The organism is cf. Phormidesmis sp. LEGE 11477 (genome assembly GCF_015207105.1).
Taxonomy (GTDB): domain Bacteria; phylum Cyanobacteriota; class Cyanobacteriia; order Phormidesmidales; family Phormidesmidaceae; genus Phormidesmis.
Genome location: NZ_JADEXO010000166.1, coordinates 1 through 10,527, shown reverse-complemented (window position 1 = coordinate 10,527; position 10,527 = coordinate 1). Strand labels below are relative to the sequence as shown.

The window sequence follows — 10,527 nt, the reverse complement described above, 5'->3', positions numbered from 1 at the left end:
AAAGTGCTGTGGACTAGTGGTTACTTTATAGCGAGTTGTGGTGGGGTAACCGTTGACGAGCTCAAAGCTTACGTCCAAAATCAGGACAGACCTGATTAGACTGTTCGCTATCACTCACCTGGCTTTCTTCCCACGCTAAGGACAAGCCTGTAGCGTGGGAATTCCCGCCGATCTAGTTAATACGTGAGGGGAATCATGAAAAATCCCCCTCACGTATCTTAGCGAGTACTATGGCTAGAGAAAATATAACAATTACTGCCATAGCGCTATAAAGTGGAAACCAAATCACTTCATTTTTGACGTTTGGCCAGAATTCAGAGATAAGAGTCATGGTGCCTAAGCATAGAGCACTGAAAAACAGACGAATAGCGCATGATGGTGCGAACTCGACTGTCTCAACTATGTTGAAATCGGACAGCTCTTTGTCATACATCAAGAACCGCCATATTGAAAAAGCAGGCGGCTTTTTGAATGGCAACAAGATATAAAGCGACCATTCAACCTGCTGCTCTGACCAGTTTAGTATCCCGAAATCTTTCAGCTCTAATTTGTTAGGTCGGTCGACAAAGCAATCGAACCCTGCGTCTGCAATCTGCCAAATTAATTCCTGAAACATTTCAGAACTGACTTCAACAGTACTTGGTCGCCCCAACGACGGGCGTCTGTCGAAATCGGATGAGTACATGGGCAGGAGTTCGACGTAGTCGAACCCTTCTTTAGCCGCTGTCCTTAGTGTAGAGGCGAAAGCTTCCGATGCAGCATCACAGCGACTCTCCATGCTGCGACTCTCTGTGTCTATTTGATCGATTGCATCGTCGGTAGAGAGAGCAAGAATCTCCGTCAATAGTTCCTGGTTCTGTTCGCTCATCATCTAGTCTCTCTTGAAACACCATCTGCTAGGTATTCTCGACTGGGCAAAAGCCTACAACGATAATAGGCTCAACTGGCTGAGCCAATGCGATCATATTAGTCCAGCGCTGATGGCCACGCAAGGCACTGGCGGCAATCATCTCCTGAGCATCCATAAATCAAACGCCTCCCAGGATGCCTTGTGGAGACGTTTGAGGATAGGGATAGCTATCTGTGTGATTTGTAAAAAATCACTGTACATGTTCATTTTGGGGAAGTCGAACATCTTTAAGGCAAGGAACTGCTCAAACAGAAATTGAATGAAGGTCTTAACGACAGCAGGCATATTCTTGACCTCTTTATTTTCGATAGCTACCGCTGTAGTTGCGTTCTTGATAGAAGGTCAAAAGTAAGAGTAGATGGTTTTCTGTGATGGGCTTTGATTCAAATATGATAGAGATCATAGAGGGAACATCCTTGGTAGCTCAGCGCATTTGGTATGACCCAGCGCAAAAGAGTTGCAGTATCTTGGTTATGGCCTAACCCTACTACAAAGCAAAAAAGCTATCAGGAACAGAATGACCCAATAGCTTTTAGAAGTTCGGAACAGGCCGAACAGACTAAGCAGAAGCTGACTGCGACCTGAACGGGAAAGTAAGCGATCACACTAAACAGAAAGTAAGCTATGACCACCATTCAAGAGCAGCGATGATCGCGGTAAGGCAGCAGAACATAGGTCCAATCCCAATGACAGGACAGAAGACGCACAACACAGAGCCGAACGGTTCTCAAACTCCGGTGCTAGTGTGATCTTACAGCCGCGTGACGGTCTCTGCCGCCTGCTGCCGCCTGCTGCCGTCTTCTCTGTAGGTCGAAATGCGACGCCCTCTATCTACAGCAACGGAGGGCGATCACTCACCTGCCTCCGTCGCCGTTGTCGATTACTGCCGGTTTAGCACTATCTCCAGAGCCATATTGGATTAACAGGTTGACATAGCTTCTCGCTCCTATCCGTAGTAATGGAAAGTAAATCACGGTGAAGAGCACAGCGCATATGACTGCTTTTATCCACTTCTCCCGTGCTATTTCTTTGTAGCGGTTATCTATGAGCTGAGTAATACCAGCCTCTTGAATATATATCTTGGCACCGTCCGGCCCCCAGAAATCCTCATAGGTAATTGCCCACCCGCTTTCTTTCAATTCTGAAGCGATGATGTCTTTAGTGGCAGTCCATTGCATTTCGGAAAGGTCAATATCGGCCCACACCCCACTGCCACTGCGCCTTCTAGATTCCTGATCTAATGCTTCAGATATGTTTGTGCGAGCGGTCTCACAAACGGCTTTAATTTCCTCAACTGTGAGATTCATGCCTATATCACTCTGGTGAATCTGTTGCAGGGTCATTTCAAAACGATAGCTCTTTTTCTCGTTGTTTGCCTGCCGGAAATCTAACCAGCTTTTTCGACGAGAAGCGATCGCCCCCTAGTCAATTTACTTCAACGCAGTGCGATCACCCCATATCCACCGCCGTCTTTATTACCAGCAGAGGCAACTTGCCATCGATCAGCGGGGCTGGGAGTAATGTGGTTGCTAGTCCTCTGTCTGCCAGTTCACCGGGCTCGTCTGTCTGTTTTGCCTGTCCGCCGTATCGTTATGATTTTTTGAGTATACGCTGTCACCTTTGCTAGAGCGAGATCGGCAACGTCTTACTTATCATCAACACTACCTTCATCATTCATCATTCATCATTCTTAAAACAAGTTTGAGTCTCTAGTTTTTATGTACTATGGACATGGGACTCATTGACGATAAGCTGATTCCAATCTGCTCGAACGTTCTATTTATTGAAATATCTATGCTTTTAGCTACTTCGAACACTGAAGAATTTTTGATTTCTGCAATCACTTAATATGTCATATATAGCCGGAATATTAGCGGCTACTATAGGAGTTCTCTGCATTCCATATCTGCCGAGTGTATATAGAATGCTGGCGTACTTTGTTTTGATGTTTGGAGCAGTACTGCTCCTACATTTTCAGATAATCCCGACTATTTTTTCATTCGCACTCCTCATAGTAGGGATCGCTGCCCCTCTCGTTTTTGAAAGAAGAGTTGATATACTTCCTGAACTTATCCGTCGGCTAGACGAAATGGAGGAAGAAGATAGTGACAGGCAATAACTTTAGAAATTCAGCGTTACTCTTTCAAGATATGAACATATTCTTGTACTATCTGAGGCTCTATGCTGATGGGATTGAGCCTCAAATCTTCGGACAAAAGGCGAAACCAGAAATCTTCTCGCAAAGGAATGGCTTGTGCTTCAACGACCTGAACATAGAGTTTTAAATTGCTTGTTTTCACGGCAGAAGCCTTCCTGATGGAGATTTAAGGTTGCCCTAGCCTGCTCTGTTATCAAAGCTGCACTGGTTGTTGTCTGGTTGGTCGTGGGAGGGCTGCTCATCTCGTCCTTTCTTTGCTCTCTTTCCTTTCTGTTGCCCTCTCCGCCTGGTCAACCAGCCTTCTTCTTGGTATGTTTTGGCATTCTGTATAGAATACGAAAATGTTGCGGTCAGTTGCGATTGCTATCTTCCTGATGAGCGGATTTATAGCGAGAGATACTTGCTATAGTAGATGTCAATTGAAGTTGAAGTAGAGAGATGCCAAGAAGAGGGCGACCGGGGGGCAATCCAGAGATCGTAGCGTATGGCTATCGGAAGCAGCATAGCTGGTCAGAGTCATGCACGGCGACCAAGTCACTGAAGATGCCGCCGCAGATGGCGCAGGCATTGAAGGCTGGATTGTTACCCGAGTGGCAGGAAGTGTGTCGGCAAGCGATCGCGTCGCACCTGCCAGCAGAGACGGCAAAAGCGATGAACTGGCCCCCTGAAGCAGAGGAAGAAACGAATGAGTGAAGCGCAATTTCCAGGGTATATCGAATATCAGCAGCAAGACTTTGACGCGGCCTTCCCGAAGGTGAAGATAGCCGCTGAGCAGGGAAACGCAGAAGCGCAGTGTATGGTTGGCACGTTGTATCAGCTAGGGCTAGGGGCAGCAGCCGATAGTGACAAAGCAATGGAATGGTATGAGCGTGCTTCAGGGCAAGGGTATAGCGTTGCGACTAACAACCTAGCCGGGATGCTAGCGGTGAGAGGCGAGCACGAGAAGGCGAGTCAACTTTATACGCTATCTCGGCAGCAGGGATTTGAGCATAGCCCAGCGACAAGGGCTACCCGATAGATTTTGGCAGCTTAGAAGAGACGAGTACATGAGAACCCTCAGCAACGCAAGAACTGCTGGGGGCTTCGTTTTTGTATCTTTCCGATAGCTTCGTTTCGAGCGTAAAACCTTCTCTTTTAGGGAGTCCCAAAAAAGTGTTGCAAATTAAATAGAACCCCTACTGCATTCTGTTCTATAGTAGGTAATCCCTGTTATAATAGAAGCATAGCAACAGCTAAAACCCCATTTCTCGAACTTTGGACGGAAAGAGAAATGGGGCTGGTAAACCCTAAGTCAATAGGATTAAAACTCATGGTATCAAGAAAAGTTCGTACTGACATCTTGCCGTTGTTTCTGGTTTCGGCGGCGCTTTCTCTCAACGCTTTGTTTCCGGCTCCAGCACCCGCAGCAGAGATCATTAGAGAGGCTATTGAAGATACCTTCAATAGTGATGACGAAGAGGAGGAGGAGGAATGGTATATCCCAGATGTTCGTAAATATCGTTGTGAGCTGATCTTCGAGTCACCAATGGTTCCCGGCCAGACCTTTCGGACTTGCGCTTATGACTGCCGGGGATACGGTGCAGGCGCAACGTTCCCTTGGCCTAGCGAGTTACCCTGCCCTGAAGGTTTCAATGACCTCATGCCGGAGATTCCAGAGGGATATCCAACACCTTATCAACTCTAGGCAGACTAAGTATGAATAGTTAGCTCTTGGCACACCAGCTCGTTTCTCCAGAATGAGTGGGTGTGCTATCTGCTGCTATAGTCGCTAGCTCGATCATGCTGAAGTGGTGAAAGAGCAATCGCCCCCCATTTTATCTTCATGAGATCGCCCCGGTTCTAATCACTGCGCCGGATCTATCTGCTGCTGATCATGCAGTAATACATTAGACGGCTGAAACAGTTACCGTTGACAGTATTGACGATCTGATATTGCTGTGCTTCGATAGTGTTATGTAACGAATATCACTCCCTAGATGTTCGTCTCATGGGCACTATCTTTGTTCCTCAGATAAATGTATTCCCAGTATTCTGGTCTGGCGTTTGTTTGAAATAAGAGATTTTGTTTTAGGTAAACGCTGGTTCAGCCTACTGGGTATGTGCTGGTGTGAGGCTTAAAGATAGTACGCTTGAGACGTTTATTTGTAGGTGTTAAGCCAGCACGTTCCCGCATGGGAGTGTGTACTGCGGCTTGCATCTGATGTTCTGTTACTACCTAAAAAAGTAATGGAAAATTCAATATGGCGATGTCCAAAAGGCAAAAAAAGCTCGAAAGACTTCCTTGCTCAGAGACTATGGATCACAATGCTGGTGGTGCCAGTGTGCCTTGCCTGCAAAGAAACTCACTCTCGATCACTTGATACCCCAGAGCAAAAACGGTTCTCACTCTTTAGAAAACCTGCGGCTTGCCTGTATCCCTTGTAATAGTGACCGAGGCAATAGTCTCAATCCACCTAAACGGCTCTTCTCGCTCAATCCAAAGTCAACACGCGGGGTGAGAAAACATGCATAAGCTCCTACAGTTTCAAGATGAAACGCTTCTACGTCGGGCCTTAACCCATCGTTCATACATCAACGAAAATCCCGGAGAAGACGGCGATAATGAGCGCCTGGAATTCCTTGGAGATGCCCTACTCACATCCATCAGTGGTGAGTATCTTTATCAGCTCGAAGGTGAGCTGGGCGAAGACGAAATGACTCGGCGACGATCAAGACTCGTAGACGAGAAGCAGCTGGCCAAGTTTGCGACTGAAGTCGGATTAGATTTTAGAATGCGGCTGGGCCGGGGCGCGATCCAGGAGGGCGGCTATCACAACGCTCGCCTGCTCAGCAGCACGTTTGAAGCGGTTGTTGGAGCCTACTATCTAGACAATAATCGGAAGATAGAAAAGCTGCGATCGATTGTAGAAGACCTGTTCAATAAGGTATTGAACGGTGATGCTAAAGGTGTTACCCCAGTTCGCTCCAACATAGACTCTAAGAACAGGTTCCAAGAGATCGTCCAGGCGAATGGTGCCGAAGCTCCCCCTAAATACGAGACAGAGCAGCTAGGCGGAACAGACCATGCGCCTGAGTTCCACTCTAGGGTCTATGTGGATAGCGTTCTTTACGGGGAAGGTCGAGGGTCTAGTAAAAAGAAGTCTGAGAAGCAGGCGGCAGAGGATGCGATCTCGAAGCTGAATAAGCAAGGGCTGTTGTAAACTCTCTCCAACGGGATCGCCTCCCTCCCTCTGGCGTTGCAGCGATTGTTGGCACTAGCTCCCAGTGATGACGTGATTACACCCTATCACTGGGCGATCGCAACCTATGTCCAGGCTTCGTGTTGCTCGGCGCTCAAGCCTCTCGAAGCTTTCAGCGATACCGTTGTGATGTCATTCCGCACCTAGCAGCGAGGCTTCTTTGCTCTACTGCTAGATTCTTCTGCTCGGATGCCTACGGCGCACACAACCGACTCGAATCACCTCAGATACCGATCGACCTCAGCGGTTTTCAATTCCTTTGTACAGTAGCGAGCGGCACTGCTGCTCCAGAACGGCTTATTGCCCTCTTTCACAGGTGCGATCGCTCCCGTTCCTTCTGGAGGTGCGGCTCTGAATCTAGCCGCATCGGGTTTTTAAGCTTTTCACCGTTATAGAGGTGAGCGGCTTTACTAAGCTGGCGATCGAGCAACTGGCTTGAGAAATTGGCGTGATGTAGAATAGCGCTAGACACTGGAAGTAACGATGTCAGATGAACGGCTAGGGCGACTAGAAGGGGTAGTAGAGCAACTGAGCGGTACTATCGATGTTTTAGTGTCTGAATTTATTAGACCAGCTACACAGCAGGCTTTTGCCAACTACGAACGGCTAGAACGGTTAGAGTCTGCTCTAGAAACGCTAGTGGGGCAGTCGTTAGTCAATGCAGAGCAGATAGAAGCGAATCAGCAACAGATAGCGAGTAATACAGCGCAGATAGAAGCGAACCAGCGACAGATAGCGAGTAATACAGAGAGTATTACCAGACTAGAAGCTACTGTTAATGACCAATCGCAGCAGATACAGGTGCTGATTGAAGAAGGCAGAGCCGATAGACAGGCTCAAAGGGAAGCTCTTGCCGCAATCCTTTCTATTGGTGGTCGTGTAGAGACACTAGAGCAGCGGGCTAGTTAGATTGGTTTAGCAAGCTTCCTATCCTGCAAGACCCTAACATCACCCTCGTTGAGCCGCCTATCTGTTTCATTCGACGCGGTTGCTGTGCCCCTACCTCTGTGCGATCGCTCAGTTTGAAACCGAGATTCGCGCTGAACGGCAGATGGACGGCATTCGCAATGCTAAGGCCAACGGCGTTCAGCTAGGCAGAAGGAAGCATTTGACTGAGGATGAACAGATTGAACTACAGCAGCAGCGGTAAGATGGCGTTCTTATCAAAACGCTGATGGAAGAATACAATCTCTCGAAGGCTAGCGTTTATCGCTACCTGGACGGTTCCGTTGAGCTAACTTCACTACCCCAAAATGCCTAGCATCCTCAACGGCATGAAGCTAGTGAGGATGCTGTCCGTTAGCTAACGAGCTGCCTAATTAAATGGATCATCGTCAACGGCTCTGAAGACGCAAGGTGCGCCCCAATGACCAGGGGGTAATATGTCTGAGTCACAGGGTGGTCCAGCCGGCCATGCAACCGGTGCCGTCCCACTTCCCGATGGAGCTTGCATTTGAGGAGAGCCAGCGGGATTGAGACCCGGACGCACCTGAGGCACATCCTCTGGCTCAGACGGAGTAATCAGGTCGGTAGAACCAGCGGGATTGAGACCCGGACGCACCTGAGACTGAGCGGGGCTGGAAGTGCGGAGCGGTTCTGCGAGAGCTTCCCTCTTTTCTACTCCCGTGAAGACGAGACCCGAGAAGAGGGAAACAGCGAGGAGAAGGGAGGAAACAGATTTGTGAGACATGGCGTTTGTTCCAGTGATATTTGAGTTACAACCTTGAATAGGGTTCAAGATTAAAAAATATGCAGTAGGGGAACGGCAGCGGCGATAGCAGCGCTTGTGTAGTCGGGTAGGGTGAAGTGTTGTGTGTTTGTTTTTCAGACGGGAGTGCTGGCCATCACTCTGGCGTTTTATATTCGCTCAAAATAAGCTCGCGTCCTTTAGCCTCAATGGTGGCAATATCAAAGCGATCGCCCTTGGGGTACGTCTCCAGAATCCATGAGCCGTAGTATTCAGATTCCTTGAGTTCAGCGCCCCATAGTTCAGCGGCAGAGCCTACGGGATGGTAGCGGAATTCCTCGCCAACTTTGCCTGCATATACCCAAACGCCTAGTGAAGTCTTGAGCGGCGGAGCAAGCGAGTTTTTGACTCCGTCGATTGAATCACCAAAGCAAGTCACAGGGTAGGGCTCACCGTATTCAAAGAGAGTAGCGCAATAGATAAGTCCGGGGCCTTCTATGTCGGTAAAGGGATTTGTCAGCGCGTCTTGGATATAGGACGCTTCTACGCCCCCTGTCGGGTTTGTTCCTGGGGCTTCTAGCTGTTCTCTGATCGCTTCAACAGCTTCTATAGGGACAACAGCCTCTTGGCGGCCGCTTTCTGTCTTGATGCCTGAGGATGGAGCGAAACAGCTGGTTAGAGATGTCGAAATTAAGGTTCCTATCAGCAAGTCTTTTATTGTTGGCTTCCGTATCGGCATGATGTGTTCTCCCTTGTGAGTGGTGGTGGTCGTTCTTACCTAGACACTTGGTATAAGAGGATTTCAGCGATTTGTCTAGGGTGAGATGTCTAGCCTAGATGGATTGTCTAGGGTGGGTTAGGGGGTGTTTCGCGTCTAGGCTAGACAAATTTTAGAAGTCAAAATCAAGGTCATCAGCTCCGGCGCTAACCGGCAGTGAGATAACCCAGCTACCTTTGGATTCTCCTATACAGATAAGATCGGCATCACTGGCCAAGCGCCTCAGCTTCTCAATAGCGGGGCTACCCTGTCTTGCAAACAGTGGTTTGCGGACAGTAGTACACTAGGTGATTGCGGCTAACGACTTCGGAGTGACAGCCTATAGTCAGCTATATTTAGGCGACCTTGCCCTTTGGTAGGTGGTTGAAAAGCTACTCGTGAAACAATCGTAAGCATGTAAGTTTAGGAGATTGACTAGATGTTATGGCTTGTTGTACCTCTCGGGGTAGTGATTGGAGTAGTTGGATTTGGCGTAATCTATCAAACACTTGCTACAAATCGAGATCGCCGAAGGTTTTCGCCATCTGGAGAAATCGTTCAAATCAACGGTAAAGACTGGCACTATCAAATGACAGGTAAAGGTCACCCAACAGTTATCGTAGATAGTGGAACTGGAGGTACTCATCTAGATTGGCAGTTAGTCCAGCCTGAAGTTGCCAAATTTGCAAGAATATTGACCTACGATCGAGCAGGCTATGGCTGGAGTGATTCAAGCGCAGAGTCACGCACAGCTGAGCAAGTTGTTGGTGAATTGCGGCAGCTTCTGAGAGAGGTTGAAGTTGAACCGCCTTATGTCTTAGTCGGAATGTCTTTAAGCGGTTTGTTCACTCGTTTGTTTGCCTATCATCATTCAGAGGAAGTCGCTGGGATGGTTTTGGTCGATGTGGCTCACGAGCGAATGTATGAGGACACGCCAGTCGAATGGGTCGAATTAAACAAACGACTTGAAAAACTGCTAACCTATGTGGTGCCAATCATGGGACGTACGGGTCTGCTGCGTTTGCTTGTCGCCTTTGATTCTGTGCCGATGATGTCTGGTTTATTCCAAAAATTTCCACCTTCAATGCGATCGCTTGCTAAAGCACTCTATTCTCAGACCCAGTTTGGAAAAACCTTTGCTCAAGAAACGGCTGCGGTATCAGTTAGCATGAACCAGATCGAACAGACACGCCAAACAAAGTCGTTCCCTGATATTCCTCTCGTTGTTTTGTCGGCTGGAAAGCCAGACTTCGACCTCACCCCGGAGGTCGTTGAGAAGCTGCAAGCATTACACGCAGACCTAGCTAACGAGTCGTCCCAGGGTGTTCACGTTGTTGCTAAAGAAAGTGGACATGTAATCCAACTCGACAAACCAAAATTAGTCGTTGATGCGATTCGTAAGGTTGTTGAAGAAGTGCGTTGTAGCGCCACATAACGACCCTGATACAGCGGACTAGACAAAGATCTCTGCTGTGTTTCAGAAGTGACTTGCAGGCGCTCAGCAGGAAAGCTAACGACTTGTATCACAATCTCCCAGAGGGGTGGTGTAGTTAGCAGCCCTCTGGGAGCGACCTTTAGTATCGGGCAGACAGCATGGTCTTGAATTCTTCTCAGCTTATAGTATTATGTAAGCACTTACGTAATTACCTGTAACTACTCAGGCTGAAGTAGTGGAAAGGTAGGATTTTTGGTGAAGGCCCCTGTGAGGGCTTCGAGTAAGGGTTGATGCTGCTTTCTCATGGTCGAGATGTAGCCCCGAATGCGACAGAACATACG

Annotated in this window: 17 protein-coding genes; 10 read left to right on the top strand and 7 right to left on the bottom strand. The window is 48.2% G+C overall.

From position 1 onward, the window contains the following. Positions 1-99 (top strand): transposase (locus IQ256_RS30580; protein WP_193855553.1); only part of this gene is annotated, 99 nt, incomplete at its 5' end. A gap of 94 nt (positions 100-193) precedes the next feature. On the opposite strand, the gene IQ256_RS26910 is transcribed toward IQ256_RS30580, so the two are convergent. The 4 genes from IQ256_RS26910 to IQ256_RS26900 all read right to left on the bottom strand — a co-directional run bounded on the left by IQ256_RS26910 (position 194) and on the right by IQ256_RS26900 (position 3,210). Beyond that, positions 194-871 carry a hypothetical protein gene (locus tag IQ256_RS26910; protein ID WP_228025331.1) on the bottom strand — a complete coding sequence of 226 codons (678 nt, stop codon included), beginning with the start codon at positions 869-871 and terminating at the stop codon, positions 194-196. 25 nt (positions 872-896) lie between these two features. Further along, entirely contained in the window at positions 897-1,025 is a 129-nt protein-coding gene (locus IQ256_RS30165) for a hypothetical protein (RefSeq protein WP_255516245.1), read from the bottom strand. A gap of 739 nt (positions 1,026-1,764) precedes the next feature. Then, positions 1,765-2,253, bottom strand: a complete 489-nt coding sequence (locus IQ256_RS26905; RefSeq protein WP_228025330.1) for a hypothetical protein — start codon at positions 2,251-2,253, stop codon at positions 1,765-1,767. Between the two features lie 792 nt (positions 2,254-3,045). Next, the gene (locus tag IQ256_RS26900) at positions 3,046-3,210 is read right to left on the bottom strand and encodes a hypothetical protein (RefSeq protein ID WP_193858774.1); all 165 of its coding nucleotides are present in this window, start codon (positions 3,208-3,210) and stop codon (positions 3,046-3,048) included. A 296-nt stretch (positions 3,211-3,506) separates the two neighbouring features. On the opposite strand from IQ256_RS26900, the gene IQ256_RS26895 reads away from it, so the two are divergent. The 6 genes from IQ256_RS26895 (at position 3,507) to IQ256_RS26870 (ending at position 6,454) form a co-directional block, all read left to right on the top strand. Continuing rightward, positions 3,507-3,761 carry a hypothetical protein gene (locus IQ256_RS26895; RefSeq protein WP_193858773.1) on the top strand — a complete coding sequence of 85 codons (255 nt, stop codon included), beginning with the start codon at positions 3,507-3,509 and terminating at the stop codon, positions 3,759-3,761. Then, positions 3,754-4,086: a tetratricopeptide repeat protein gene (locus IQ256_RS26890; RefSeq protein ID WP_193858772.1), complete on the top strand. Its 333-nt coding sequence runs from the start codon at positions 3,754-3,756 to the stop codon at positions 4,084-4,086. The genes IQ256_RS26895 and IQ256_RS26890 overlap by 8 nt, the downstream gene beginning before the upstream one ends. A 291-nt stretch (positions 4,087-4,377) precedes the next feature. After that, positions 4,378-4,752 carry a hypothetical protein gene (locus tag IQ256_RS26885; protein ID WP_193858771.1) on the top strand — a complete coding sequence of 125 codons (375 nt, stop codon included), beginning with the start codon at positions 4,378-4,380 and terminating at the stop codon, positions 4,750-4,752. A 597-nt stretch (positions 4,753-5,349) separates the two neighbouring features. Continuing rightward, positions 5,350-5,580 carry an HNH endonuclease gene (locus tag IQ256_RS30575; protein WP_228025329.1) on the top strand — a complete coding sequence of 77 codons (231 nt, stop codon included), beginning with the start codon at positions 5,350-5,352 and terminating at the stop codon, positions 5,578-5,580. Beyond that, positions 5,573-6,268, top strand: coding sequence for a ribonuclease III (rnc, locus tag IQ256_RS26875; RefSeq protein WP_193858769.1), 696 nt, complete (start codon positions 5,573-5,575; stop codon positions 6,266-6,268). Before IQ256_RS30575 ends, rnc begins: the two co-directional genes overlap by 8 nt. A 48-nt stretch (positions 6,269-6,316) precedes the next feature. Then, on the top strand, positions 6,317-6,454 hold the full coding sequence (locus tag IQ256_RS26870; protein WP_193858768.1) for a hypothetical protein: 138 nt from the start codon (positions 6,317-6,319) through the stop codon (positions 6,452-6,454). A 163-nt stretch (positions 6,455-6,617) separates the two neighbouring features. Here the strand turns inward: IQ256_RS26870 and IQ256_RS26865 are convergent, their stop codons facing one another. Next, positions 6,618-6,779, bottom strand: coding sequence for a hypothetical protein (locus IQ256_RS26865; protein WP_193858767.1), 162 nt, complete (start codon positions 6,777-6,779; stop codon positions 6,618-6,620). Between the two features lie 11 nt (positions 6,780-6,790). On the opposite strand from IQ256_RS26865, the gene IQ256_RS26860 reads away from it, so the two are divergent. Next, a complete protein-coding gene (locus IQ256_RS26860; RefSeq protein ID WP_193858766.1) occupies positions 6,791-7,216 on the top strand; it encodes a hypothetical protein in 426 nt (141 codons plus the stop codon). Between the two features lie 79 nt (positions 7,217-7,295). Then, positions 7,296-7,457: a recombinase family protein gene (locus IQ256_RS29900; RefSeq protein ID WP_228025328.1), complete on the top strand. Its 162-nt coding sequence runs from the start codon at positions 7,296-7,298 to the stop codon at positions 7,455-7,457. 165 nt (positions 7,458-7,622) lie between these two features. Here IQ256_RS29900 and IQ256_RS26850 read toward each other — a convergent pair whose 3' ends face one another. Together IQ256_RS26850 and IQ256_RS26845 are read right to left on the bottom strand one after the other, a co-directional pair. Beyond that, a complete protein-coding gene (locus IQ256_RS26850; protein WP_193858765.1) occupies positions 7,623-7,997 on the bottom strand; it encodes a hypothetical protein in 375 nt (124 codons plus the stop codon). Between the two features lie 154 nt (positions 7,998-8,151). Beyond that, entirely contained in the window at positions 8,152-8,733 is a 582-nt protein-coding gene (locus tag IQ256_RS26845; protein WP_193858764.1) for a hypothetical protein, read from the bottom strand. Positions 8,734-9,190: 457 nt separating this feature from the next. Here IQ256_RS26845 and IQ256_RS26840 point away from each other — a divergent pair, with 457 nt between their 5' ends. Further along, positions 9,191-10,186 carry an alpha/beta fold hydrolase gene (locus IQ256_RS26840; RefSeq protein WP_193858763.1) on the top strand — a complete coding sequence of 332 codons (996 nt, stop codon included), beginning with the start codon at positions 9,191-9,193 and terminating at the stop codon, positions 10,184-10,186. Positions 10,187-10,527 lie beyond the last annotated feature (341 nt).

What these genes read in the sequence shown, in the direction of transcription:
- IQ256_RS30165 (WP_255516245.1), bottom strand. Translation starts at nt 1,025, where the DNA reads ATGGATGCTCAGGAGATGATTGCCGCCAGTGCCTTGCGTGGCCATCAG.
- IQ256_RS26850 (WP_193858765.1), bottom strand. Translation starts at nt 7,997, where the DNA reads ATGTCTCACAAATCTGTTTCCTCCCTTCTCCTCGCTGTTTCCCTCTTC.
- IQ256_RS26885 (WP_193858771.1), top strand. Translation starts at nt 4,378, where the DNA reads ATGGTATCAAGAAAAGTTCGTACTGACATCTTGCCGTTGTTTCTGGTT.
- IQ256_RS26845 (WP_193858764.1), bottom strand. Translation starts at nt 8,733, where the DNA reads ATGCCGATACGGAAGCCAACAATAAAAGACTTGCTGATAGGAACCTTA.
- IQ256_RS26910 (WP_228025331.1), bottom strand. Translation starts at nt 871, where the DNA reads ATGATGAGCGAACAGAACCAGGAACTATTGACGGAGATTCTTGCTCTC.
- IQ256_RS26905 (WP_228025330.1), bottom strand. Translation starts at nt 2,253, where the DNA reads ATGACCCTGCAACAGATTCACCAGAGTGATATAGGCATGAATCTCACA.
- IQ256_RS26840 (WP_193858763.1), top strand. Translation starts at nt 9,191, where the DNA reads ATGTTATGGCTTGTTGTACCTCTCGGGGTAGTGATTGGAGTAGTTGGA.
- IQ256_RS26895 (WP_193858773.1), top strand. Translation starts at nt 3,507, where the DNA reads ATGCCAAGAAGAGGGCGACCGGGGGGCAATCCAGAGATCGTAGCGTAT.
- IQ256_RS26860 (WP_193858766.1), top strand. Translation starts at nt 6,791, where the DNA reads ATGTCAGATGAACGGCTAGGGCGACTAGAAGGGGTAGTAGAGCAACTG.
- IQ256_RS26890 (WP_193858772.1), top strand. Translation starts at nt 3,754, where the DNA reads ATGAGTGAAGCGCAATTTCCAGGGTATATCGAATATCAGCAGCAAGAC.
- rnc (WP_193858769.1), top strand. Translation starts at nt 5,573, where the DNA reads ATGCATAAGCTCCTACAGTTTCAAGATGAAACGCTTCTACGTCGGGCC.